The 26,332-nt window shown below is 39.4% G+C and carries 26 protein-coding genes; 21 read left to right on the top strand and 5 right to left on the bottom strand.

Annotated features, from left to right (window positions below):
* Positions 1-34: 34 nt before the first annotated feature.
* The 10 genes from cccB (at position 35) to BLR86_RS10905 (ending at position 11,142) form a co-directional block, all read left to right on the top strand.
* Positions 35-355: a cytochrome c551 gene (cccB, locus tag BLR86_RS10855; protein ID WP_090761235.1), complete on the top strand. Its 321-nt coding sequence runs from the start codon at positions 35-37 to the stop codon at positions 353-355.
* Between the two features lie 290 nt (positions 356-645).
* Positions 646-1,332: a cell division ATP-binding protein FtsE gene (gene ftsE / locus BLR86_RS10860; RefSeq protein WP_090761237.1), complete on the top strand. Its 687-nt coding sequence runs from the start codon at positions 646-648 to the stop codon at positions 1,330-1,332.
* Positions 1,322-2,215: a permease-like cell division protein FtsX gene (ftsX, locus tag BLR86_RS10865; protein ID WP_090761239.1), complete on the top strand. Its 894-nt coding sequence runs from the start codon at positions 1,322-1,324 to the stop codon at positions 2,213-2,215. Before ftsE ends, ftsX begins: the two co-directional genes overlap by 11 nt.
* A gap of 107 nt (positions 2,216-2,322) precedes the next feature.
* On the top strand, positions 2,323-3,615 hold the full coding sequence (locus tag BLR86_RS10870; protein WP_090761241.1) for a murein hydrolase activator EnvC family protein: 1,293 nt from the start codon (positions 2,323-2,325) through the stop codon (positions 3,613-3,615).
* Positions 3,616-3,773: 158 nt separating this feature from the next.
* Positions 3,774-4,097, top strand: coding sequence for a hypothetical protein (locus tag BLR86_RS10875; protein WP_139185600.1), 324 nt, complete (start codon positions 3,774-3,776; stop codon positions 4,095-4,097).
* Positions 4,098-4,385: 288 nt separating this feature from the next.
* Positions 4,386-5,840 (top strand): S41 family peptidase, encoded by a 1,455-nt coding sequence (locus tag BLR86_RS10885; RefSeq protein WP_090761248.1) that lies wholly within the window; start codon positions 4,386-4,388, stop codon positions 5,838-5,840.
* A gap of 253 nt (positions 5,841-6,093) precedes the next feature.
* On the top strand, positions 6,094-7,287 hold the full coding sequence (locus tag BLR86_RS10890) for a PDZ domain-containing protein (RefSeq protein WP_090761250.1): 1,194 nt from the start codon (positions 6,094-6,096) through the stop codon (positions 7,285-7,287).
* A 216-nt stretch (positions 7,288-7,503) separates the two neighbouring features.
* The gene (locus BLR86_RS10895; RefSeq protein ID WP_090761252.1) at positions 7,504-9,831 is read left to right on the top strand and encodes a xanthine dehydrogenase family protein molybdopterin-binding subunit; all 2,328 of its coding nucleotides are present in this window, start codon (positions 7,504-7,506) and stop codon (positions 9,829-9,831) included.
* A 1-nt stretch (position 9,832) separates the two neighbouring features.
* Positions 9,833-10,666, top strand: coding sequence for an FAD binding domain-containing protein (locus BLR86_RS10900; protein ID WP_090761254.1), 834 nt, complete (start codon positions 9,833-9,835; stop codon positions 10,664-10,666).
* Complete coding sequence (locus tag BLR86_RS10905) at positions 10,666-11,142, top strand: (2Fe-2S)-binding protein (protein ID WP_090761256.1); 477 nt, start codon at positions 10,666-10,668, stop codon at positions 11,140-11,142. Before BLR86_RS10900 ends, BLR86_RS10905 begins: the two co-directional genes overlap by 1 nt.
* A gap of 29 nt (positions 11,143-11,171) precedes the next feature.
* On the opposite strand, the gene BLR86_RS26800 is transcribed toward BLR86_RS10905, so the two are convergent.
* Both BLR86_RS26800 and BLR86_RS10910 read right to left on the bottom strand, forming a co-directional pair.
* Positions 11,172-11,300, bottom strand: coding sequence for a hypothetical protein (locus tag BLR86_RS26800; protein ID WP_302847216.1), 129 nt, complete (start codon positions 11,298-11,300; stop codon positions 11,172-11,174).
* 63 nt (positions 11,301-11,363) lie between these two features.
* Entirely contained in the window at positions 11,364-11,810 is a 447-nt protein-coding gene (locus tag BLR86_RS10910; RefSeq protein WP_090761258.1) for a hypothetical protein, read from the bottom strand.
* Between the two features lie 239 nt (positions 11,811-12,049).
* Here BLR86_RS10910 and BLR86_RS10915 point away from each other — a divergent pair, with 239 nt between their 5' ends.
* From BLR86_RS10915 to dgoD, 7 genes are all read left to right on the top strand, one after another.
* Complete coding sequence (locus BLR86_RS10915; protein ID WP_090761260.1) at positions 12,050-12,796, top strand: IclR family transcriptional regulator; 747 nt, start codon at positions 12,050-12,052, stop codon at positions 12,794-12,796.
* Between the two features lie 189 nt (positions 12,797-12,985).
* A complete protein-coding gene (locus BLR86_RS10920) occupies positions 12,986-14,308 on the top strand; it encodes an ABC transporter substrate-binding protein (RefSeq protein ID WP_090761262.1) in 1,323 nt (440 codons plus the stop codon).
* Positions 14,309-14,416: 108 nt separating this feature from the next.
* Positions 14,417-15,295: a carbohydrate ABC transporter permease gene (locus BLR86_RS10925; RefSeq protein WP_090761264.1), complete on the top strand. Its 879-nt coding sequence runs from the start codon at positions 14,417-14,419 to the stop codon at positions 15,293-15,295.
* On the top strand, positions 15,292-16,116 hold the full coding sequence (locus BLR86_RS10930; protein ID WP_090761266.1) for a carbohydrate ABC transporter permease: 825 nt from the start codon (positions 15,292-15,294) through the stop codon (positions 16,114-16,116). Before BLR86_RS10925 ends, BLR86_RS10930 begins: the two co-directional genes overlap by 4 nt.
* A 29-nt stretch (positions 16,117-16,145) precedes the next feature.
* Entirely contained in the window at positions 16,146-16,778 is a 633-nt protein-coding gene (locus BLR86_RS10935) for a bifunctional 4-hydroxy-2-oxoglutarate aldolase/2-dehydro-3-deoxy-phosphogluconate aldolase (protein WP_090761269.1), read from the top strand.
* Positions 16,779-16,794: 16 nt separating this feature from the next.
* Positions 16,795-17,835, top strand: coding sequence for a 2-dehydro-3-deoxygalactonokinase (locus BLR86_RS10940; RefSeq protein ID WP_139185601.1), 1,041 nt, complete (start codon positions 16,795-16,797; stop codon positions 17,833-17,835).
* Positions 17,836-17,875: 40 nt separating this feature from the next.
* A complete protein-coding gene (gene dgoD, locus BLR86_RS10945) occupies positions 17,876-19,024 on the top strand; it encodes a galactonate dehydratase (RefSeq protein WP_090761273.1) in 1,149 nt (382 codons plus the stop codon).
* Positions 19,025-19,104: 80 nt separating this feature from the next.
* On the opposite strand, the gene BLR86_RS10950 is transcribed toward dgoD, so the two are convergent.
* Positions 19,105-20,169, bottom strand: a complete 1,065-nt coding sequence (locus tag BLR86_RS10950) for a hypothetical protein (RefSeq protein WP_090761275.1) — start codon at positions 20,167-20,169, stop codon at positions 19,105-19,107.
* Between the two features lie 202 nt (positions 20,170-20,371).
* Between BLR86_RS10950 and BLR86_RS10955 the strand changes: the two genes are divergently transcribed.
* The 4 genes from BLR86_RS10955 to BLR86_RS10970 all read left to right on the top strand — a co-directional run bounded on the left by BLR86_RS10955 (position 20,372) and on the right by BLR86_RS10970 (position 24,520).
* Positions 20,372-20,737: an ArsR/SmtB family transcription factor gene (locus tag BLR86_RS10955; RefSeq protein WP_090761277.1), complete on the top strand. Its 366-nt coding sequence runs from the start codon at positions 20,372-20,374 to the stop codon at positions 20,735-20,737.
* 68 nt (positions 20,738-20,805) lie between these two features.
* Positions 20,806-21,750: a cation diffusion facilitator family transporter gene (locus BLR86_RS10960; protein ID WP_090761279.1), complete on the top strand. Its 945-nt coding sequence runs from the start codon at positions 20,806-20,808 to the stop codon at positions 21,748-21,750.
* A gap of 401 nt (positions 21,751-22,151) precedes the next feature.
* On the top strand, positions 22,152-23,498 hold the full coding sequence (locus tag BLR86_RS10965; protein WP_090761281.1) for a cytochrome ubiquinol oxidase subunit I: 1,347 nt from the start codon (positions 22,152-22,154) through the stop codon (positions 23,496-23,498).
* Entirely contained in the window at positions 23,495-24,520 is a 1,026-nt protein-coding gene (locus BLR86_RS10970) for a cytochrome d ubiquinol oxidase subunit II (RefSeq protein ID WP_090761283.1), read from the top strand. The genes BLR86_RS10965 and BLR86_RS10970 overlap by 4 nt, the downstream gene beginning before the upstream one ends.
* Positions 24,521-24,853: 333 nt before the next feature.
* Here the strand turns inward: BLR86_RS10970 and BLR86_RS10975 are convergent, their stop codons facing one another.
* A complete protein-coding gene (locus BLR86_RS10975) occupies positions 24,854-25,492 on the bottom strand; it encodes a response regulator (protein ID WP_090761711.1) in 639 nt (212 codons plus the stop codon).
* Positions 25,479-26,288 carry a sensor histidine kinase gene (locus tag BLR86_RS10980; protein ID WP_090761285.1) on the bottom strand — a complete coding sequence of 270 codons (810 nt, stop codon included), beginning with the start codon at positions 26,286-26,288 and terminating at the stop codon, positions 25,479-25,481. The genes BLR86_RS10975 and BLR86_RS10980 overlap by 14 nt, the downstream gene beginning before the upstream one ends.
* Positions 26,289-26,332 lie beyond the last annotated feature (44 nt).

The raw sequence follows: 26,332 nt of genomic DNA on the forward strand, positions 1-26,332 counted from the left end.
TCGTATGGAAATTTTTTCTTAAGGGGGATTGAATATGAAGAAAAATCTACTAAAAATGTTATTGGGAGCAGCTCTTGTAATGGGTCTTGCTGCTTGTGGCGGCGGAGACGACAAGGGTGGAGACACCGCACAAGCTGGGGATGCTGAAAAAGTGTACTCACAAAAATGCTCAAGCTGTCATGGCGGTGACTTAAAGGGCGGTATGGGACCTGCGCTTACTGCTGTTGGAGCTAGTAAATCAAAAGATGAAATTGCTGCCATTATCAAAGATGGTACAAACGGCGGAATGCCTGCTGGCCTAATCACAGGCGACGACCTTGACAAGGTTGCCGACTGGTTGGCATCTAAAAAGTAATTTACGTTAACGTTCTGTGATTTTTGCAGAACGTTTTTTTTGTGAATCTATGTTACTTTATTAAGACATTGTTAACTTTTGTCGAAAAATATAGGATATATATAACAATTCATGTAGGGTTTGAAAAGAAACTGTAATATTTTTATCGCTTTTATTACGTGTATAGAGTGTTATAATGAATTTATGCGAAATCCTGCATTTTTTGTCTAGGATTTTGTTTTTATGCAAGAAAATAAAAGGTTAATGTCGAATTATTTTGTTTCGAAACTAACTTATAAAGGTGATCTAAAATGATTGAAATGCAAGATGTATTTAAAAAATACCCAAATGGGGTTACAGCGATAAATGGAATTGATGTACGGATTAACCAAGGCGAATTTGTTTATGTGGTAGGTCCAAGTGGTGCGGGGAAATCGACGTTTATTAAAATGATGTATCGTGAGGAAGTTCCAACTTCAGGAACGATTACGATGAATGGTGTGAACCTGGCTAAGCTAAAGAATAAAAAGGTACCGATTTTCAGACGGAACCTAGGTGTTGTCTTTCAAGACTTTAAACTCTTGCCAATGAAAACCGTTTATGAGAATGTAGCTTTTGCGCTTGAGGTTATTGAAGCACAGCCAAAGTTTATTAAGAAGCGTGTGATGGAGGTTCTAGATCTCGTTAATCTTAAGCATAAAGCAAGAATGCTTCCGACAGAGTTATCTGGGGGAGAGCAACAACGCGTTTCGATTGCGCGTTCGATCGTGAATTCTCCTAAAATTGTGATTGCGGATGAGCCTACAGGTAACCTTGACCCAGAAACATCATGGGAAATTATGAATATTTTTGAAGAAATTAATAATAGGGGTACTACAATTGTTATGGCAACCCATAACAGAGAAATTGTTAATACCATTAAACATCGTGTGATTGCGATTGAATCTGGAAAAATTGCTCGTGATGAACAAAGAGGTGATTACGGTTATGAAAATTAGAACTCTTGGACGTCATGTGCGTGAAAGCTTTAAAAGTATTGGTAGAAATGGATGGATGACGTTCGCATCTGTAAGTGCTGTAACGGTAACGCTTATTTTAGTCGGTGTCTTTTTCGTTATTATGATGAATCTCAATAAAGTGGCTCAAACGATAGAAGAGGACGTACAAATTCGCGTTCACATCGATGTTGCTGCAAATCAGGAAGATCAGCAAAAGCTGCAAAGTGAGATTGAAAAGTTATCAGAAGTACAAAGTGTGAAGTTTTCACCTAAAGAGCAGGAACTTCAAGATTTAATTAAGAGTATGGGTGAAGATGGACAGGCATTTAAACTTTTTGAACAAGACAATCCGCTTAGCGATGTATTTATCGTAAAAACGAAAAACCCGCAAGAAACTATGAAAGCAGCAAAAGAAATTGGAAAACTAGAGTATGTCACCAAGGCTGTTTACGGTAAGGGAACCGTTGAAAAGTTATTTAAATTTATCGAAGCCAGCCGTAATGTGGGGATTGTTTTAATTGCAGGTTTATTTTTCACAGCAGTGTTTTTAATATCGAATACGATTAAGATTACGATTATTGCAAGGCGAAGAGAAATTAAGATTATGAGGCTGGTAGGAGCAACAAATGGCTTTATTAAGTGGCCATTCTTCTTAGAAGGTTTATGGCTTGGTATCCTTGGGGCCCTCCTGCCAATCATCCTGATTTCGATAGCCTACTATCACGCTTATGATTATCTTGCACCAAAGCTAGTAGGGAACTTTATTCAAATCCTACCATATAATCCGTTTATTTATCAGGTATCTGGCGTTTTGATTCTAATGGGCGGTTTGATAGGTGTTTGGGGAAGCTTGATGTCAGTAAGAAAGTTTTTAAAGGTTTAATTTTTACAGGAAGGGCATTAAAAAAATGTCCTTCCTGCTTACGATTATGAGATAGAAGAAAATACGATTTACCCGTACATAAATAGAAGTGGGAAGGAGAAAATGGTTTGAAAAAAACAATATGCACACTAACAATTGCAGGAACGGTCGGATTAAGCAGTATTTTTGGGGGAATCGTTGAAGCTGCTTCTATTTCGAGTTTAAAGGATCAGCAAAAACAAATTCAAAAGGAAAAATCAGAAATATCATCCGATATTAATGATGCAGATCAAAAGATTGATAGTTTAAAAGAACAACAGTCAGGTGTGAAAGATGAATTGACACGCCTTGATTTTTCAATCGATGATACACATAAGAAAATTGGTGAAAAAACGGCCAAGCTGGAGGAAACGAAAGCAGAAATCACTAGATTACAAGAAGAGATAAAAGTCACCAAAGAGAGAATTAATAAGCGCAATGAACTTTTGAAGGAACGTGCGCGAAATTATCAAGTAACAGGTGGAATGGTTAGTTATCTCGATGTGTTAATGGGTTCAAAAAACTTCAGTGATTTTATTGATCGGGCTAATGCAGTTGCAACGATTATGCAGGCAGACCAAGAAATATTAAAACAGCATGAGGCAGATAAAAAGAGTCTAGAGGAGAATCAAATCAAGGTTGAAGAAGAGCTTAAGAGCGTCCAAACCATGCTCGCCGATTTAGAAAAAATGAACAAGCAATTAAATGGGCAAAGAGCTGAAAAGGATCAATTATTAGCTTCTCTTAAACAGCAAGAAGAGGAGATTCATGAGCATAAAATGGAACTGCAGGAGGAATCTCAAATCCTTGCTGCACAGGCAGCAGCCCTCCAACAAGCCATTGCACTTGAACAGAAACGCCAAGAAGAAGCGAGGAAAGCTGCTGAAGCAGCGGCAGCCGCCGCCGCCGCGGCAGCCGCTGCAAATAATAATACCGCCGAATCAGGTGGGGGAACTGCAGTAACTGCGCCAGTTTCTAGCGGTGCATTTACCCAACCAGCGAACGGAAGGTTTACATCTGGTTTTGGATTTCGCGATGGTAGAATGCATTTTGGTGTTGATATTGCCAATCGGGCAGCAGGAGTACCAATCGTGGCCGCCGCGGATGGTGTCGTGATTGACTCCTACTATTCTAACAGCTATGGTAATGTTGTATTTATTGCACATTCCATAAATGGGCAAACTTATACAACAGTATCTGCTCATATGGAAACTAGATATGTCAGTTCCGGAGCAGTTGTAAATAAAGGGCAAGCGATTGGTATTATGGGCAATACCGGTGATTCATCTGGTAAACATTTACACTTTGAACTTCATAGAGGGCAATGGAATGGAAGCAAAAGCAACGCAATCAATCCAGTTGGAATTGTTCCAATGCCATAAGGAAAAGGAAGAAGCCATGCTTCTTCCTTTTTTTGGAATATAAGAAAGCATAAAATTTGTCACAGCCACAGTCCTTGAAACTGTGGTATTTTTCATTTGGATAACTTTTGCTAGGAAACAGGTGAAGGGAATCGTTTTGGCATGTGGAGGGCCACCATGTGCGCGAAAAAGTTAAAAAGGGATTTTTGGGTAAAGTGGGAGGTCTCCATGTGCGCGAAAAAGTTAAAAAGAGATTTTTGGATCAAGTGGGGGGTCTCTATGTGCGCGAAAAAGTTAAAAAGAGATTTTTGGATCAAGTGGGGGGTCTCTATGTGCGCGAAAAAGTTAAAAAGGGATTTTTGGGTAAAGTGGGGGGTCTCCATGTGCGCGAAAAAGAAAAAACAGAATTTTTGGGTAAAGTGGAGAGCCCTCATATTATCAAAAGGCAAAAATGGTTCCCTACTTACCAAGTAAATCCTGGTAATTTGGGAACCATTTTTTGATTCTTTAAATTAATTAATAGGGTAGTTTTTGAACTTAGTTTACTGTCTAGCTCCAACGCCCTAGCGGCTAGTGTCCTTCGCTCTCCGCACTTCAATAAGTCAACATCGAATCGCCTCCGGCTCTTCGTGTTTCCTTTATCTTGATTGGAGAGCTCCAGGCCATACGCCGCTGACCAGGGCGCTTCCGCTTTTCTAGTCATAACTCGTCCCTCCTTTACATATTAGTTAATATATCTGCAGGAATTATCATAGAAGAGTCAATTGATGCTGCACATGAGGGGGAACAGGATGAAGAGAAAATGGATTGCCCTGATGGTAGTTGGTTCGCTTCTTACTGGAGCGGGGGGAACGTATACAGGAATGCAATGGTTTGGCCAAACAGAAAGAAACTCAGCCCTTGAGCAAACTTTTACTAAAGAGGAACAGATGGATACGGCTAAAAAGGATACTGAGGACCTTTTAAAAGTGAATAAGGCATATGAGTTAATCTTAAGTCGGTATGTTGAGAACGTGGATAGTGAGACTCTAGTCGAGGGTGCTATTCAAGGAATGCTCACCGTTTTGGATGACCCCTATTCTGTTTATATGAATAGGGAAACAGCCCAGCAATTTAACCAAGCGTTGGAATCATCTTTTGAAGGCATAGGTGCAGAAGTGGGTATGATCGATGGGAAAATCGTGATTATTTCCCCATTTAAAAATTCTCCTGCTGAAAAAGCGGGCCTAAAGCCGAATGATGAGATCTTAAAGATTGATGGGAAAAGTGTCGAGGGACTTGACCTCAATAAAGCAACTCTGAAAATACGTGGTAAAAAGGGAACAAAGGTATCTTTAGAAATCGTTCGAAAGGGTTTAAAAGAACCACTTACCATCGCTGTCACTCGTGATGAGATACCACTTGAGACCATTCATGCTTCTGTGAAAAAACAAGATGGGAAAAAAATTGGATACATTGAAATTACCACTTTTTCACAGGAAACTGCGGCTGATTTTAAGGAAGAACTAAGTTCGTTAGAGAAGAAGAATATTGAAGGTTTAATAATAGATGTTCGTGGAAACCCTGGCGGACTGCTAGTAAGTGTTGAGGATATTTTAAAAGAGTTTGTTACAAAGGATAAGCCATTTATCCAAATCGAGCAACGAAATGGGGACAAGGAACGGCATTACTCAAAGCTAACAGAGAAAAAGGATTATCCTGTAATGGTCCTAATAAACAAAGGCAGTGCGTCTGCTTCGGAAATACTAGCAGGTGCATTAAAAGAAGCGGCTGGGTATCCGCTGGTCGGAGAAACAACTTTTGGCAAGGGAACGGTTCAGCAAGCTGTACCAATGGGAGATGGCAGCAATATTAAATTGACACTATTTAAATGGCTCACTCCTGATGGGAATTGGATTCACAAGAAAGGGATTAAACCTGATGTAGAAGCCAAACAACCAGCGATTTTTGATACACATCCATTGCAAATAGCAGAACCACTTAAAGAAGATATGAACAATGAGCAGGTGAAAAATGCCCAAGAAATATTGGCAGGTTTAGGGTTTGGCCCAGGACGAACAGATGGTTATTTTAGTAAGGAAACAACCACAGCTGTTAAAGCCTTCCAGAAAAATAGCAACCTTCAGGCAACTGGAAAGATTGATGTAAAAACAGCTGCCAAGCTTGAAGAAGAGGCTATGAAAGAAATCAAAAAGGAGAAAAATGATCTCCAGCTGCAAACCGCTTTACGACTAATTTCAAAATAACTAAAATGCAGAGGCCTTTGCCTCTGTTTTTGTTTACGACAAATTTTATAAAATCTGCGGGGAATTTCGAGAATTTCCACGGAAATACTGCCGAAAACAGCTGAATCGAGGGAGAATGAGTCATTTGACTAGTAATAATTCGACACTTTTTTATTTTTAAAAGAAACTAGCAATAGGTTTTATTCTTCCAGTTTGGTAAAATAAGCTTTAGGAGCTAGAATAGTAGATTTATGATAGAGGCAGGTGGCAGGTATTGGTTCAATTATGGCTTTTTGAGCTGTTAAAAGGAATAGGGGAACTTTTTCTTCATCCTGTATTTTACTATCTCATTTTCTTATCTGGGATTTTGGGAGTCTTAAGAGTGAGACGAGAGCGGAAAAATTTCCACACAAGGACATTTGATGCATATTATGAACTTAGACAATTGTTTCCACTGGGATTCATTTTGGGTCTAGCGCTTTCTATTGTCACCGTTACGGCAGGTTTGACCGTTCCATTTGCAGCCATCTTACTTATCGCTGTCTTTACATTATTATTGAGCGTAACCACTAATATTCGATTAATGTCTCCCGTTTACACAGTGGGAGCAGCATTTTATGGAGTTATATTAATAGCAGAATATGACCTAAACATTCCGATCTTTCAAGCGGCATTTCAAGCGATAGATGATAAGGTCTATCCTACTATTGTCATCCTGCTGGCACTCTTAGTAATTTCAGAGGGAATCCTTATTATAAAAAATGGAAGTAAAGGCTCTTCTCCCAAGCTGGTAAAAAGCAGGCGCGGACAAAATGTTGGGGTCCATGAGGTGAAACGCTTTTGGATGCTTCCAATGTTTCTGCTTATTCCGGGTGATGTTTTAAATTTATCAGTTGAGTGGTGGCCAGTCTTTCCAATCGGAGCTGAATCCTACTCACTCATTTTTGTCCCGTTTGCTGTTGGTTTTAACCAGCAAATACAAGGAATGCTGCCAAAGCAGTCGGTTCAGATACATGGCCGTAGAGTGATAGCACTCGGATGTTTGACATTGATTTTGGCAGTTATCGGTTATTGGTACCCAATTATCTCGATTGGAGTTGCAGCTTTAGCGATTATCGGTCGTGAAATGATTTCCTTAATGCTTCGGTTGAAGGATGATAATTTACCTTTTTACTTCTCGAAAAAGAATAACGGCCTAATGATAATTGGGATTATACCAGAATCTCCTGCTGATAAAATGGGACTTCAGGTGGGAGAATTAATATCAAAGGTCAATGGTGTTACTGTACGGGATGAACAAGTATTTTATGAAGCATTACAAAAAAATCGAGCCCATTGTAAGCTTGAAGTTTTAGATACAAATGGTGAGATCCGTTTCGTCCAACGCGCTTTGTATGAAGGGGATCATTATGAGCTGGGCATTCTTTTTGCACAGGAACAGAGAAAGTTTGATGAAAGAATTGGATAATGTAATTTTTTCATAATATCGGGAATAGTATAGTGCTAGAGACTACTTGTCTCTAGCTTTTTTGCAATGATGGCATTCTTTCAGGCTTAATTTCAAGCATATTTTAACGAACAATACATAAATTCAATAGGAGAGTGTGTGGTAAATGTAAATGATGCTAGGTTTCACTCGAATGGAGTGAAACCTTCATTATGTTTATAAGAATATTAAAAGGGGATGGAACCATTGCATATAATTGGGAAAGGAATACCCCGTAAGGAGTCCCTTGAAAAAGTAACTGGCCATGCTAAATATACAGCAGATTATGAAACCAATGAAATGCTACACGCAAGATTAGTAACAAGTCCCCATGCTCATGCATTGATAAAACATATAGATATTACCGAAGCCAGAAATATTCAAGGTGTTAGGGCAGTTATCAAGGGTGAAAATCTTCCTCTGACAGGGGAAGAACTCCAAGATCGTCCTCCTATCGCCACAGATCGTGTTCGATTCCATGGCGAGGTCATTGCCATTGTCGTAGCAGATACACCCTATTTGGCGCAAAGGGGAGCAGATTTGATAAAGGTACAATATGAGCTTCTTCCAGTTGTAAATTCTCCCTCTGAAGCGTTAAAACCGGACGCTCCTCTTTTGCATCCTAATCTAGGTGAATATAAGAAAATCCAAATGGTTTACCCGGTCCCAGGATCAAACATTGCAACTTTGACGAAAATCAGAAAAGGAGATCAAAAAAGAGGGTGGGATCAAAGTGAGGTGACGGTTGAAGAAAAGTTTGCATTTCGCCCATCTGACCATGCTGCAATGGAAACAAGATGTTCTTTTGCGCAAATCCATCCAGGCGGAATGACAGAGATTACATCTTCTTCACAAGCTCCTTTTTTAATTAAAAGATTAATAGGGAAATATTTTGGGATTCCAGCAGGGAAAATCAAAGTAAACACTCCTTTAGTTGGTGGGGCATATGGCGGTAAGGGTTCCATTCAGCTGGAAATATTAGCTTACATTGCGACGAAGGCAGTCAACGGGAAACCTGTTAAGATCTTAAATACACGGGAACAAGATATGCTTACATCTCCTGGACATATCGGTCTAGAGGCCATCGTAAAACTTGGCTGTTCAAAAGATGGGCTTCTAAAGGTTGCGGAGTTACTCTATTTATGGGATGGCGGGGCTTATTCTGATAAATCGATTGATTTAAGCCGGGCCGGTGCAGTTGATTGCACAGGGCCCTACAATATTGAGAATACTTGGTGTGATTCATTATGTATGTATACGAATCATCCATATGCAGCCCCTTTCAGAGGATTTGCCCATTCAGAAGTGTTATTTGTATTCGAAAGAACGATGGACGTCTTAGCGAAAAAACTAAATTTGGATCCATTAGAGTTCCGCCGTAAAAATGCGATATTGCCAGGCCACACAACGCCGACACAAGTACGGTTGACCTCAAGTAAAGTAGGGGATGTACCAAAATGTATTGAGAAACTAAAGGACATCTTCAAGTGGGATGAAGGTCAAATCATCGATTTAGGCAATCAAAAAGTGAGAGCCAAGGGAGTAAGCTGCGGATGGAAAAACTCAACCATTGACCCAAATGCCAGTTCTGGAGTCATTTTATCCTACAATACAGATGGAAGCATTAACCTCATTTCAGGTGTTGTCGAGATTGGTACAGCAACCAAAACCGTCCTTGCCCAAATTTTAGCAGAAAAATTAAAAATGGATATAAACGATATTCATGTGCAAATGACCGTAGATACACTAAACACCCCAGAACATTGGAAAACAGTTGCGAGCAGAGGAACATTCATGGCGGGAAGGGCAGTATTAGCTGCGGCAGATGATGTAATCAATCAGCTAAAAAGTTTAGCCTCTTTTATTTTGCGAGCTCCAGCAGATGACCTTGAGGTTGGATTTGGAAAAGTATTTTTAAAGAGTGATCCTAATAGAAATATAATGATTAAGGACATTGCATATGGCTACTCTTTTTCAAATGGAAGTTCGATTGGAGGACAAATCATTGGCAGGGGACATTATATGTTTAGCGATATCACCTATTTAGACAAAGAAACAGGCGCTGGAAACCCAGGTCCTGAATGGGCAGTTGTTGCTCAAGGGGTAGAAATTGAACTCAACAAAAGAGACTACACATATAGAATTATCAAAGCAGTTACCGTTATTGATGCAGGTAAGGTGTTAAATGAAAAGACGGCGGTGGGTCAAGTCATGGGTGCAATGAGCATGGGATTATCGTTTGCGGGGAGAGAAACGTTTCGTTTCGATGAAGCGGGTTTAGTACTAAACCCGCAGTTGCGAACCTATCGACCAATCCGATTCGGCGAGCATCCGAAATATGAAGTTGCTTTTGTTGAAACCCCGTCGATTGATGCCCCTTATGGTGCAAGGGGTTTGGGGGAGCATGGATTGTTGGGGATGCCAGCAGCTCTTGGAAATGCTCTTTCTGCTGCGCTTTCTGTGAACATTAACTATTTACCACTGATTCCCGAGCTCTTATGGAAAGTGAAAGAAGGAGGGAAATAGTATGCTATCGGCGAATATCGAGTATTTTAAACCTGCAACCATCGACGAGGCAGTAGAACTATTTCTATTGTTAAAAAGTGAAAATAAGCACCCTCTTTATTACGGGGGCGGTACGGAGATTTTAACACTTGGAAGGCTAAACTTTATTGAGACAGAAGCCATCATCGATATAAAAGGAATAGGAGAATGTCTTTCTTTTCATTTTAATCAAGACTATTTAATTACTGGTGCTGCTCTTTCCCTCACCAATATTGAAGAGAAGAACTTATTTCCATTATTAACCGCTGCCTCGATGGGAGTTGCCGACCATACAGCAAGGAACAAAATCACCCTTGGGGGAAATATATGCGGGCAAATTTTTTACCGTGAGTCAGTATTGCCATTTCTTTTATGTGACAGCCAGGTGGTGATAGCTGGAGGGAATGGGAAACAGACTTTTGCACTAAATGAAATTTTCAATCAGACATTGCAACTAGAGGAAGGACACTTTCTCCTTCAACTGCTTACCGAAAAGAAATACACGAATCTTCCATTCGTTTGCATAAAGAAACGACAGCAATGGGAGACTGGCTATCCATTACTAACGATTGCTGCGATTAAAGTAGAGCAGCAGCTCCGCTTTGCGTTTAGCGGTTTATGTCCATTTCCATTTCGGTCTAAGAGAATAGAGGAGGAATTGAACAAAATCAGTCTTTCGATCGAGGAAAGAATCAATAGTGCTCTTCCACATATTCCTAAACCTGTACTAGATGATATTGAAGGGTCAAAAGACTATCGATTATTTGTACTTAGAAATACCTTGAAAGACATTATAATGGATTTGGAGGGAAGGTAGTGGGGCAATCTTCAGTAAACAAGGTAAGTGTCTCATTAGAGGTAAACGGAGAGCTGCGTCAGGTTGAAATTCGACCGGCAGACACACTCCTGAATGTCCTAAGGAAACAACTCGCTCTAACAGGAGCTAAACCAGGCTGTCTTAATGGAGATTGTGGTGCTTGTTCCGTTATTGTAAATGAAACTGTTTATAAATCATGCATTATGCTGGCGGTTGAGGCGGTGGATTCAAAAATTACTACGATTGAAGGATTAAAGGATTCACCGGTCCAAAAGGCATTTATCGAGCATTTTGCTTTTCAATGCGGATATTGCACTCCTGGATTTATTATGAATGCACAAGCACTGTTAATAAAGCAGCCCCAACCAACCTATGAAACAATGAAAGAATGGCTTTCCTCCAATATTTGCAGGTGTACTAGTTATCAGGAAATCGAAGAAGCTGTACTATCTGTTATCAATAGAGGTAAAAACTAAAAAAATGGATAAGAAGTGATGCTCAAAAATCAACCGATTTGTTGCGCATCACTTTCTTTTCGCTCAGTAAAAAAGAAAATAAAGATAATAATCGAAAGGGCGATAATGAAAATTTGATTTTCAGTTGGTTTAACTGTTGGAAAATCCGTTAACGACATACATGTTCACTCCTGTTTTCTAAAGGCTGTGTTAAAAATGTCTGTAGATTAATGCGAGAGACTTTAATACATCTTTTGAGAAAAAATGGGATCTAACTCAAAATGCCTTGATACAATTTTTTGAAAAAAATGATAACTTTTCTTAAGAGTTGGAAGAGTTGGAATGTATTTTGGTGAACCAAAAATGGGTCCGCTAACATCTATAGAGAACCTGCTTGGTCCGACGACACAGCTCACCAATCGAATCTCATCTAAAATCAATAGCACAGCGATGAGGACATCTAGTACATCAATTAGGGCGGTACTAAACTGATTTCCCGATTTCCCTTCAAGACGTGCTCTGCCGAATAAGGGACCACTTAGTGAAATACTAAATTCCGGTGGTGTAACAAATACTCCAACGATTGTTATTTGTCCTGTTAATAAAAGTGTTGCTGTAGCAAGGTTTAAATTTCTCTGAAGAGAAGCAATTACATAAAGATCTTCTTGAATTTCAGCTCTCTTTTCCATCAAATCACACCCTCAAGCCCATATTATTCAATAGAAGGGCACATGTGATAAAAATTCTTCTCTTTATGAGTTGTTTAGAAAATTAGAGATAGAGTGAGAAAAATAAACACAGCTTGCAACAGCAATTGTCGCAATTGTTAAAATAGTTATTGCGAGAATCTAAGACGTATAGTATGCTTAATTTGTTAAATCATATATATGATATTAAATCACATATATGATTTAGGGAGGACGAGAATATGTCGGTAAAATCAGCTGAACGTGTTTTGATGGTTTTTGATCTACTTGCCCAATATCCAGAGGGATTAACCATTAAGGAAATTAGCGGTAAACTTTCTTTTCCCCAAAGCAGCACCTCTGGTTTGATTGAGACGCTATATACAAACAGCTACCTCACTGCTGATAATTTTAGAAGATATAAGCTAGGAACCAAATTAATCCAGCTTGGCAGTGCAGCTAAGGATTCAATCGATCTTTATGCACAAGGGCTGCCTTTTCTAAAAGAATTAATGGAAGAGGTTCGGGAAACTGTTTTTATGGCCATTTTAGATCAATCAGAACTAGCGTATATAGCAAAAATAAATAGTAATCGTTCTATACGTACAACAGCTGAGCCGGGAAAAAGTAAACCTCTATACTGTACTGGTTTGGGTAAGGCATTTTTAACCTTTCTTCCGGAAAACAGGACAAGCGAAATTTTACGCAAATTAAGACTTGAGCCCATCACGGATAAGACCATCACGAAAAGGGAAGACCTTTTGCAGCAGTTAGAATCGTTTGCTGAACTGGGTTACGCTATTGATGATGAAGAAAATGAAGAAGGACTTTATTGTCTTGCTGCTCCTGTTTATGGGGTGGACCAAACCATTGAGGCTGCAATCAGTGTTGCAGGACCAAAAGAACGTATACTGAAGCAAAAGGAAATAATCGTTGGGAGACTGCTTGATACAGCTGGGAAAATTTCAGGCAGTATTGGATATAGATAATCCAAATTAATAGGTTCATATTATTTTATTTAGTCATTATATGGTGTCACTACCATTTAAATATTTTGATAGCGCTTAAATGATAAAAACCTTTTTACCTAATGGTATATGCAACAATTTTTTTTTCCATATAATGAAAGCGTTGTCATCTTTATTAATTATTTTTAAATTAGAAAGAGGGGGAAGAGTATGAAAAGTAGTTTCGTAGGTTTTAAAAAGGCAGCTAGTTATCTTGCTTTAGCTGTAGGGATTAGTGCTGCGCTCGTGGGCTGCAGCGGCGGGACAGATACAGCAACTGATTCTAAACCATCAGATAAAACAGAGAAAAAGGTCCAGGAGATTCGCGTGGTGGCAGCAAACCATCCATGGACAGAGTCTATTAAAACTGAATTAGCTGCATTCGAAAAAGAAACAGGAATCAAGGTAAAGATTGATAGCTACTTTGAGGATCAACTGACACAAAAAACATCCGTTGAGTTTGCTTCTAACTCAAAGGGTATTGATGTTGTAATGTTCCGTCCACTTCAAGATGGAAAGATGTACAACAAAAGCGGATACTTTGCCGATATGAGCAGTTACGTTGGACATGAGAAGGGTTACACAGATGATTTCATTCCATCTTCCCTTGGAAGTGTAAAGGATGGAGATAAGTTTTATGGATTGCCTCTCGTAACAGAAACCCAGGTTTTATACTACCGTAAGGATCTTTTAGAGGAGGCTGGGATAGAAGTTCCAAAAACACTTGAAGAACTTGAAGCAGCAGCAAAGAAATTACATGATCCAAATGGAGTTTCCGGGTTTGTTTCTCGTGGAAAGCGTGCTGCAGCAGTTACTCAGTTCTCAAGCTACTTATATGCTTTTGGCGGCGATTTCATGAAAGATGGCAAGTCAACGATTACATCGCCTGAAGCGATTGAAGCATTTAATTACTATGGCAACATGCTTAATAAATACGGTCCTAAAGGAACATTAAACATGAGCTGGCCGGAAGCGATGGCTGTGTTCACTCAAGGACAAGCGGTATTCTATACAGATGCTTCCTCTTTATTTACCAATGCAACTGATCCTGCAAAATCACAAGTAGCAGATAAAGTTGGGTTTGCTCCATTTCCTGCTGGTCCTAAGGGGACAAAGCCATATAACATCACTTCGTGGGCACTAGGTATCGGAGCTAATTCCGAAAAGAAAGATGCTGCATGGGAATTTATAAAATGGGCTGAAAGTAAAGAAATGGTCTTAAAGCTTCAAGCGGAAGGTAACCCTGGTGCGCGTATTTCTGTCTGGAACTCTCCAGAAGGGACGGCAAAATTCCCGAAAGATTTAGCAGAAGCTATTGCAGTTAATGGTGAAGCAGAGGCTGTCCCTTACGATCGTCCAGTCCTAATTAACGTAGGTGCTGCACGTGACGTGATTGGTGATGTCATTTTAGCAGGAATTGAGGGGAAAGACGTCAAAGCGGCTGCCGAAAAATCAGATGGAGAATTCCAGAAGATTATTGACAGCGAGAAATAATATAACCGATATCACCTAATTCGAAACGGCTTTCGGTCAGCAATCTGGGTTGGACTTCTAGATGCTCTCAGGAAGCCGTTTATTTTAAAGGCAGGGAGGAGCAGAAGTATGACAAATTGGATCGATCGCAACATCAAGTGGGTTTTTACCATGCCTGCTGTGATCTTTGTAGCACTAATGATGGTCGCGCCTGTAGGATATACATTCTGGCTAAGTTTTCATGAATGGAGTATGTCGAACATTACCCCGCCGTTATGGGTTGCTTTTCAAAATTATCTTGAACTATTTCAAGATGAACTTTTTATTAAATCGTTAAAGCTTATGTTTTATTTTACCTTTTTCGCTGTAACCATTGAAACGGTATTGGGAGTAGGGCTTGCGATTCTGATGAACCAAAATATTGTAGGCAAAGGGCTAGTAAAAACATTATTTCTATTGCCAATGGTTGCAACTCCTGTTGCGGTAGGTTTAATCTGGGTTCTCATTTATGAACCAAATATCGGTATTGCCAATGTTTTCTTAGAAAAGTTAGGGCTGCCAGGTCAGGAATGGTTAACATCTCAAAGTCTCGTAATGCCATCACTAATATTTATAGATATTTGGGAATGGACACCAATGATTGCATTAATTGTATTGGCAGGTCTCGTATCGCTGCCAAAGGATCCTTACGAGGCTGCCATGATTGATGGAGCAAGTACGTGGCAATCCTTTCAAAAAATTACCCTTCCTTTATTGAAGCCGACTCTTTATTCGGCCATCTTGCTAAGGATGATTGATGCATTGAAAACGTTCGATATTATTTATGCTACAACCCAGGGTGGGCCGGGAACATCATCCCAGACCATTAATATTTATGGTTACGTTTTAGGATTTCAATATTTTAAAATTGGCCAGGCATCAGCCTTGCTTATGATATTCTTCATTATTGTCCTTAGCATCAGCATTTTCACAATCCTTTTACGGAAGAGAGCGGGGGTTAACCTATGAGTAGAAAAAAAACCATAACCATTAGATCTATCGTAACTCATGTTGGTGTCTACTTATCCCTGTTTTTGTTTTTACTTCCTTTCCTATGGATGATTCTTGCGTCGTTTAAAACGCAAGTACAGATACTAGATGCATCGAAACTATTTGAAATTACCGCTAATTTCAGTAATTACCTTAGCGTATTTAATGAATATTCTTTTCTTTCATTTATTTGGAACAGTTTTGTTGTTGGTATTGGTGCGACGATTTTTGGACTCATTCTTGGATTACCGGCTGCTTATTCTATTGCAAAATACAAGCAAGAAGGACTCGGGCTTTTAATACTTGTTGCCAGAATTGTCCCTGGTATCTCTTTCCTTATTCCATGGTTTATTATTTTCTCGAAATTGCAATTAATCGATACTTATACATCCCTAATTCTCAGTCATATGCTTGTGACGATGCCGTTTATAATATGGGTTATGATTCCGTTTTTTGAAGGTTTGCCGCACGAACTTGAGGAATCTGCTCGTGTTGATGGATGTTCCATCCCTGGTGCGTTTGTCAGAGTGATGCTTCCTATCTCGGGACCAGGAATTGTGACATCATCCATCTTAGCGTTTATTTTTTCCTGGAATAACTTTATGTTTTCATTGATTCTTGCAGGCGACAATACGAAGACCTTACCGATCGCTATCTTTAATTTTATCTCCTATTCCGAGATAAACTGGGGTGGTTTGATGGCTGCTTCTGTTATCATCACAGCACCGGTTCTTATTCTAGCGCTGTTTTGCCAGAAATATATTATTGCTGGACTAACCGGAGGAAGTGTCAAAGGGTAATTTACAAGTCTAATAGGAGATGAAGTCGAATGAGCACCTCACCATTAGAGGAAATAAGAAGAGCAAAACTGGTGGCAATTATCCGCAGCCACTCGTTAGAGGGATTAGAAAAAACAGTTAGAAGTCTTTATCAGGGGGGCATTCGTGCCATTGAAATCACGATGAATACCCCTGGTGCTCTTAGTGGAATTGAACGGATAAAAGAAATGTATCCAGAGCTGCTGATTGGGGCAGGAACCGTATTAGATTCAGAAACTGCTAGACTAGCAATAATGTCTGGAGCAGAATTCCTCCTCACCCCAACCTTGAAAAAAGAAACGATTGAAATCGCCAATCGTTACCATGTGCCGATTATCCCGGGAGTCATGACGCCGACTGAGGTGTTAACCGCGTATGAATATGGGGCGAAAATGGTTAAAATCTTCCCAATTCGACAACTTGGTCCCAAGTATTTGACCGACTTAAAGGGACCGTTACCATTTGTAGAAACAATGGCCGTTGGGGGGATTTCCTTAGAAAATGCAGGTTCATTTTTTAAGGCAGGAGCGCATTGCTTAGGAATTGGCAGTTCGCTTGTGGATGAAAAGCTTGTACAACAAGGTGATTTTACAGAAATTGAAAGACGGGCGGCTAGCTTCGTAGAAATTGTCAATCAAGTTTAATCACCAAATTGGATTTATGAGAAAAGTGGTGTTGAATGTGATGGTAATCCTAATTGATTCTGGTACGACCAATTCTAGACTAAGGCTGTACGACAGATCAACAAGCAAAGTTCTTGATACTGAAAAAATACAAATTGGTGTAAAAGACACCGCTATATCAGGAAGCAATACCAATTTAAAAGCCCAATTAAAAAGGGGATTGGAAAGATTATTAACTAAAAATCAATTAGAACCCACTGATATTGAGTATCTAGCTGCATCTGGGATGATTACTTCAAATTTAGGAATCTATGAAGTGCCCCATGTGTCTAGCCCTGCAGGAATTAGTGACTTTGCCAAGTATTCAAAGGTAACTAAGCTTGAAGAATTACTGAATATCCCGTGTATTTTTATTCCGGGGATGAAAAACTCAGTCTGCCTATCGGAAACAGAGAATTTGGTTTCCTATATTAATGATTTTGATGTCATGCGAGGGGAGGAAGTAGAATCCTTTGGGTTACTGAAGCAGTTTGATGTGAAAGGGAAAGGAATAATGGTCCTTCCTGGCTCTCATACTAAATTTGTTGCAGTAGGAGCAAATAAAGAATTGTTGTATTGTTTATCGACCTTAGGAGGGGAGACACTCCAAGCTATACAGAAGCAGACCATTCTCTCTGATTCCCTGGATTCCTCCCTTATTGAGAACATCGATGCAAAGATGCTTGAATGTGGATATGAGGCGGCGAAACAGCATGGCCTCACAAGGAGTTTTTATCATATTCGCTTACTAGATTTATTTACTGATTTGGATGAAAATCAGCGTGCAAATTATTTTACCGGATCGGTTATCTATAATGATCTTCAGGCTCTTTCCAAATCGTTGGAAGAAATTGGCGAGATAGATTGGATGATTGTCGGTGGTTCAAACCCGTTACGAAAGGCCTTTACCCATTTATTAAGGTATATGAATCATAAGTGGAAAATCATTGAGGCAGAGGACCAGCAGGTAGAACTTTCACTCGTATTTGGGGCAACTGACATTTTAACAAATTACTATAATTTAGATTTTACAGAGTGATATATTTTTTCTTAGAAGGCACTAAAGGGAGTGTTTGCAGATGAAAATTCGCAGTTATGAGCTTTTTCAAGTTCCACCGCGTTGGTTATTTTTAAAAATAGAAACCGATGAAGGAATTGTTGGTTGGGGTGAACCGGTAATCGAAGGAAAAGCGGCCACGGTTAAGGCCTGTGTTGAGGAATTAATGGAATTCTTAATTGGCAAGGATCCACTCCGAATTGAAGATCATTGGAACATGATGTATCGTTCGGGTTTTTATCGCGGCGGTCCTATTATCATGAGTGCAATTGCGGGAATCGACCAGGCCCTGTGGGATATTAAAGGGAAGTACTTTAATGCCCCTGTCTATCAGCTTTTAGGTGGTGCTTGCCGGGATTCGATTAAAGTGTATTCTTGGATTGGCGGCGACCGTCCATCTGATGTGGGAGAGGCGGCAAAAAAGATCGTTGACGTTGGCTTTACGGCCGTCAAAATGAATGGAACGGAAGAATTACAGTATATTGATTCGTATGAAAAAATTGATCAAGCGCTCGAACGAATTGCTGCTGTTCGTGAAGCGGTCGGTCAGTATATAGGAATTGGGATAGATTTTCACGGTCGGGTCCATAAACCAATGGCAAAAATTCTAGCGAAGGAACTAGAGCAGTTCCGGCCAATGTTTATAGAAGAGCCAGTGCTAGCCGAAAATAATGAAGCTTTAAGAGAAATTGCTCAACATACATCGATTCCGATTGCAACAGGTGAACGGATGTTTTCACGCTGGGATTTCAAATCAGTATTAGCGGATGGCTATGTTGATATCATTCAGCCCGACCTATCCCATGCAGGTGGAATAACTGAATGTAAAAAAATCGCCTCGATGGCTGAAGCATATGATGTCGCGCTTGCACCTCATTGTCCATTAGGACCCATTGCCCTTGCAGCCTGTCTGCAGGTGGATGCGACAGCACATAATGCCTTTATTCAAGAGCAAAGTTTGGGCATCCACTACAATCAAGGAAGTGACTTGCTGGATTATATCGTTGATAAATCCGTATTTGAATATAAAGATGGCTATGTCAGCATCCCCCAAGGACCGGGATTAGGCATTGAAATCAATGAAGAATTCGTAAGAAAACAAGCAGAAATCAGCCATAACTGGAAAAATCCTGTTTGGCGCCACAAGGACGGAAGCATTGCAGAATGGTAGTTAGATGATGTTTACAAGAAACCAGCTTGATTTCATTTCAAGCTGGTTTCTTTATTTTATATTTGAAAAAGACTGGGAATTTAATCCTGGCTCTGTTCCGTTATTTTACTATGAAGAAAATCGAAAAATTTATCTGGTTCATCTGGTCGAAGGTGAACCTTTTTTACTATTTTCTTAGATCCGTACATCATTTTAGCTTCTTGGCTTGTAAAAAATTCAATTTCAATCGAAGGTTTTTCTTTCGTAATATCCGGTAGTACGGCATCAAAGAGATGTCTTGTTTCTTCTCTCGTTAGCTTCTCTGGACCTTGATAATAATGAACGCTTTTAATTTCTTTAAATGGAACTTTCAGTCGTTTCATCATTCCCACCTGTAAATATAAATGGTGATTCGTCATAATGAAAGGAACAAGGCGAATGGCTTGAATTTCTGCTAAAAAGAACAATAAAGTATAGCCATTTAATACAAGTGCAATCATGGCAACGATTGGATTCCAGGAATGAAGGAAAAAATGAAATCCGATTGATTCTAGAACCAGTGCGTGAATGAGCATGATATATAAAGCGACAGCACTTGTTTTTTTATGAAAGGTAAATACATGACCGTCAATGATTGGCTTTTTCCGCCATGAAAATAGGCTGTAATAAATCATGCTCATCTCAGAGGAGACAATTTCTATGAATCGGTTTGACTTCACATGATGTGTTAATGCTCGCTCCATTCGGTATGGAAAAGCTGGTATTTCACTTTCTTTCTTTTTGTAATAAGTGAAGATGGCTGGCAGTTTGGTCACTAATTTAAACGCAATATAAAGTTCTACGAGGAAAAACGCACCCTCACCGGCAATTAAAAGATATCTAACAAAAGAATAAGAAGAAAGATAGCCTTGCGGGACAATTAATAAGGCGGCACCATATCCAGCAAACACAACAAATAAAAGATTTTTTAAAGAATACCGCTTTCGAATAATGAAAAAATAAGTGAGAAGCGGAATGATGATCATGAAATCAACGAATGTTCCCAGGGCAACTTCACTTGGGAGCGGTTGCATCAGGTCCAAACGATAAAGAAGAAAATTTGAACTGATCACCAAGGTTAGCAGCCCAAAGAACCAAAGATATTTCCTAGTTCGTACAATAGTCATTAGTTAATTCCCCCTAATTGAAAAGGTGATATTACTAAGTTAGTAACAGTATTAATCTAGTAATATTATACCATAAGTTGGAAATATACCTGAAAAGAAGTAAAGGGATATTGTTAGAAAAAATTAAATAAATAATTGACATTCAAATATCTGTTTGAATATTATATAATCAAATTAACATTTGAATGTATGAGGTGAGAAGATGAAAGAGCGCGATGTTTGTGAGGTTTCCTGTGTAGATATCGATAAAACCACACGCCTGCAGCCCTTGGTTGAAAAAGGTAATATTTTTGAGGTAACAAAGCTATTCAAAGCTTTATCGGATGAAACACGAATGAAAATTGCCTATGCTCTCACCCTTGAAGAGGAGCTTTGTGTTTGTGATGTGGCCAATATTGTCGGTGCGACCACGGCAACGGCATCCCATCATTTACGCCATCTAAAAAGCATCGGTCTGGCCAAATATCGAAAAGAGGGTAAATTAGTCTATTATTCTCTCGATGATGACCATGTGAAACAACTCATTCACATTGCTTTTGAGCATCAGCAAGAGGTATCAAGCCGATAGTAAGTATGTATCGAAAAAAAGATAAATGAAAAAACTAAGAGACAACTCTAGTTGGGAGAGGAATAGTTATGGGACACCATCATCACCACCATGGGCACTCTCATGGTCATGGTCACGGACACAGCCATGTGCATTCACATACAAGTAATAAAAAAGCACTTTTGAGTTCATTTATTTTGATCGCTGTTTTTATGGTGGTCGAAGTCATTGGCGGTATTTTAACCAACAGCTTAGCTTTATTATCTGACGCTGGCCATATGCTTAGTGATGCGGCTGCGCTTGGTCTGAGCTTCTTCGCAATTAAGCTGGGAGAAAAACAAGTATCACAGGAAAAAACGTATGGTTACAAGCGTTTTGAAATTATCGCAGCGGCATTGAACGGTCTTACCCTCATTATCATTTCTGTATATATTTTTTATGAAGCCTTCCAGCGTTTCTTTGCTCCACCAGAAGTGCAAAGCACAGGCATGCTAATGATTTCAGTAACAGGTTTAGTGGTAAACATCATCGCGGCTTGGATTTTGATGAGCGGTGACAAGGACGATAACCTCAATGTCCGCAGTGCATTCTTACATGTGCTAGGTGACATGCTTGGTTCGGTCGGTGCGATTGTAGCAGCTTTGCTAATTATGTTCTTCGGATGGACGATTGCCGATCCAATTGCCAGTGTGATTGTCGCAGTTTTAATCATAATAAGTGGTTTCCGTGTCACCAAAGATTCCTTCCATATCCTGATGGAGGGTGCTCCAACACAAATTGATATCCAGCAGGTAAAAGAAGCTCTAAGTAAGATTCCGCAAGTGAAGGAAGTCCATGATTTACACATCTGGACGATTACTTCTGGATATCCAGTATTAAGCTGTCATATTACCATTTTAGATGAAGCTATCCATGATGATATTCTGGCTCATTCGCAAAAAATTCTTCACGACGAGTTTCATATTGAGCATAGTACGATACAGGTTGAAAAAGCGGCAATCGGCTGTCCTAGCCCGCATGGGACATGTAATTAGCGTATATGTATAAAAAACGAAGGAGACAGGCACCCAAAACCGTGCCAGTCTCCCCCTTTTTAGGAACAACATGTTGAATTACTATTCAACAATAGGGCGCATTCTCTCAAGAAAAAGTGCAATTTTTAACGTTGTTAAAAATTAATATGGGTAATCAATAAAATTTAAATGACAACGAAAACTCCTTCATCTCAATGTGAAGGAGTTTTTTGTTCAATAATTGTTAAAAAATTACTATATTACGGATAAATTTGGGAAGGATAATGAGGAATCGGGGAGGGATTTCTATTTATAAAAAACAAGAACGGAAATTGATCGTGCTTAGTTTCATTTTAGCTTCCATATTAGGATTATCTTTTATAGGCCGTATTTTTTCAGGATAAGAAAAAGGTGGTGAGGAAATGGGAAATGAAGAAGCAATATTTTTTAGCCGCGTCCTAACAGAATTAACTTTATCCTTCCATATTATTTACGCAACCATTGGTGTTGGCATCCCACTGATGATTATGATTGCACAATGGGTGGGGATAAAGAAGCAGGACGAACATTACATATTATTAGCAAGAAGATGGACACGCGGGTTTGTGATAACAGTCGCTGTCGGGGTGGTGACAGGCACCGCTATTGGTTTACAGCTATCGCTGCTATGGCCAAACTTTATGGTGCTAGCAGGAAATGTCATTGCCCTTCCGCTCTTTATGGAGACCTTTGCGTTTTTCTTTGAAGCGATCTTTTTAGGCATTTATCTTTATACATGGGACCGCTTTGAGAATCAACGAAAACATTTGCTGCTGCTGATTCCTGTGGCAATCGGAGCATCTTTTTCAGCGGTTTTTATTACGATTGTCAATGCATTTATGAATGCTCCCCAGGGTTTTGACATTGAAAATGGGCAGCTAGTAAATGTAAGTCCGATTGTGGCGATGTTTAATCCAGCAATGCCGACTAAGGTTGCCCATGTCCTGGTAACAGCCTACATGACTTCAGCATTTGTACTGGCTGCAGTCGGTGCATTTCGTTTGCTTAAGGGTTCTAACCATCTATACCATAAAAAAGCGTTATTTTTAACAATGAAAATTGGACTCATTTTTTCAATCGCTAGTGCTGTTATCGGCGACTTCTCCGGAAAATATTTAGCCAAATATCAGCCGGAAAAATTAGCTGCGGCTGAATGGCATTTTGAAACAGAAGCAGGCGCACCACTGATTTTGTATGGGGTTCTTGATAACGGGGAAGTAAAATACGCCTTTAAAATTCCATTCGCATTAAGCATTTTAGCACATAGTGCTCCCAATGCTGAGGTCATCGGACTTGACCAATTTCCAGAGGATGAGGTCCCTCCCCTCTATATCCATTACCTGTTTGATACAATGGTTACGATTGGTATGTGGATGACCTTGATATCGATGGTGTATCTTGTTGGTACATGGAAGAAATGGCGTTTCACCTCGTCAAAATGGTTCAGGTGGCTGATTGTACTTGGGGGTCCGCTATCCATTATTGCCATAGAAGCGGGCTGGTGGCTCGATGAAGTGGGGCGGCAGCCATGGATATTGAGGGGGATTATGCGTACAAAAGAAGCAGCGACAACTAGTGGACAGGTGGATTTAATGCTGCTGTTGTTTGCTGGATTGTACCTTATCCTAGGAATTGGAAGTATAGTCGTGCTCATGAGAATGTTCCGAAAGAATACCGTGGAGCAAGAGTTATCAGACCGTGCTGCACAAAGGAGTGGGGGGGCACAATGAATCTTGAAATCATTGGGATTACGGTTCTGGGGATGTTTCTTTTTGGTTACATTATCATCGCTTCGATTGATTTTGGTGCAGGATTTTTTAATGCTTACAGTACCGTAAGAGGTAAGCAGCATATATTAACTAAGATTATTCAAAGGTACTTATCACCTGTTTGGGAAGTCACAAATGTGTTTCTCGTGTTTTTCTTTGTTGGAATGGTTGGTTTCTTTCCACAAACAGCGTACTATTACGGCACAATTTTACTTGTTCCCGTAAGCTTTGCGATTATTCTACTAGCCATTCGTGGATCCTATTATGCATTTACCATCTATGGCGGACTTAAACATAAAAGGTATGTCATCATCTATGGGCTATCGGGTCTGTTTATCCCAGCATCCCTATCGATTGTACTGACCATTTCAGAGGGCGGCTTTGTAACAATCAGAGATTCTGGACCCGTGCTCGATTATTGGGCATTGTTTACAAGTCCTTTATCATGGAGCATTGTGGTACTGAGTCTGACAGCTGTGTTATATATTTCTGCAGTCTTTTTAACCTGGTACGCGCATCAAGCGAAGGATGAGGCAGCAACAAATCTTATGCGAAGATACGCACTAATTTGGGCAGCACCAGCAATTATGGCGGCTGCTGGCATTATTGTTGAATTGAGGATCCATAATCCAGAACATTATCAGCGGTTAATAGACCTATGGTGGATGTTTGTTCTTTCCACCGCTTTCTTTTTTGGAACTGTTTATTTTGTTTGGAAACGCCATTCTTATTGGTTAGCATTTTGGCTCTTAATTGGCCAATTTTCACTTGCTTTTTTAGCGTATGGAATCTCACATTATCCATATTTACTGTATCCGTATCTTAGTATTTATGATAGCTTTACCAATAAAACGATGGCTTCAGCATTAATCATTGCCTTTATTGCTGGGCTTGGCTTACTCCTGCCATCCTTGTATCTGCTGCTAAAGCTTTTTTTGTTTAACAAAGAATATGTACAGGGGAAACGAAATGATCATGTTTAAGGAGCAGAACCTATGTTAGAAGAATTTCTAATTTTTTATGCACCATTTTTAATCGTTATTCTATCCATCGCAATTTCTTTCTGGATTGCAGCGAAGAATGACGCAGTTGAAAAATAGCTGATTTATTAAGTTGTCATATTACGATTTTAGATGAGGCCATCCATGATGATATTCTGGCACATTCGCAAAAAAATCTTCACGACGAGTTTCATATTGAACATAGTACGATGCAGGTTGAAAAAGCTGAAGTCGGTTGCCCTAGCCCGTATGGAACATGTAATTAGAAAGAAATAATCATTAACATCAAATAACCCTTAGTCGTTAACCTAAGGGTTATTTGATGTGCTTAATAGCATAAATAGCGAGTTGAACACGATTTTCAAGCTCTAGTTTTTCTAATAAATTTTTTAAATGATTTTTCACCGTGTTTTCAGAAATAAATAATTGATCTGCAATTTTTTTATTGGAAATACCTTCACTGATTAAGAGAAGGATTTCCATTTCTCTTCGTGTAAGTGATTTGGCTTGCGAGGAATTCTGCAGGTCCTTCTCCCTAAATTGGTATAGAAGCTTCCCTGCCATTCCACGAGTTGCATCACTTTTTCCTTCGACCACGGAGTGTAAATATTTGATCCATTCATCAGGATCCATATTTTTCAAAAGATAGCCTTGAGCACCATATTGAATGGCTGTAAACAAATCAGCGACATTATCAGACACGCTTAAGATAATAATTTTAATGAAAGGGGATTTTTCTTTTATGATCTTTGTTGCTTCTAAACCATTTATTACAGGCATTTGAATATCCATTAATATAATATCTGGATTAAGCTGCAGACTCATTTTAATAGCTTCTTTTCCATCTTTTGCTTGTCCGATGATATCAAAATAAGGATCATCTTCAAGCATTGCCAAGATCGCTTCTCTAGCATGGGGATGATCATCAGCAATTAATATCCTATAGGGATTTATCATATTCCTTATTACCTCGCAAAATAATTTTTGTTCCTCGATTCACTTGTGTATCAATCTCTATGCTGCTATTCAACTTTTCTGCCTTTTCCTTTAGCATCGCAAGTCCATATCGGGTTGACCCAACATCGTTTAGGTTAAAACCTCGACCATTATCTTCTATCATCAATTCCCATTCATCAAAACCTGTATGAAACTTGAAGGTAATAGAAGTAGCTTCTGAATGCTTTCTAATATTGATAAATGCCTCTTGAATGACTCCAAAAAGGATAACCTCTTCCGCAGGAGTAAAATGACTATCTTTTAAACGAATATCCGAATCTATATCCATTCCAGAAACGGTGCTCCAGTCTTCTAACCAATTTTGGATTCGATGTGAAAAATTAACCTGTTCAGTTGGATCGATACGCAAATTAAAAATTGCCTGCCGTAACTGGGTATCGATTGAATTAACAAGGGAATCAGCCTCTGCAGTTTTTTCTTTTTTTAAATAGACTTTTAATAAAAAAAGAGATTGAGCAATACTATCATGTAACTCCTTTGCTAACCTTTCCCTTTCTTCATAGATTGCCCGCATTTCTCGTTCTTTTGTTAATCTCTGGTTCTTCTTTTCAATCGCTCTGAACATCCAGGTCGCAAAGGTATATGAAATGATGAGAGTTAAGATGGTAATCAAATAGTTGCCTGTTTCCATTGAGAGAGAATGAAGGATGACGCTATGACGGAAAAATTCAAAACCACCAATTAAAAAGGTTGGAATTAACACAGTGAAGAGCTTCATTATTCGGTATGACACAGTTTTCATCACCTTTCCTATTTTTATTTTACATGAAATGGACA

It is taken from the genome of Bacillus sp. OK048 (assembly GCF_900103525.1).
Taxonomy (GTDB): domain Bacteria; phylum Bacillota; class Bacilli; order Bacillales; family Cytobacillaceae; genus Neobacillus.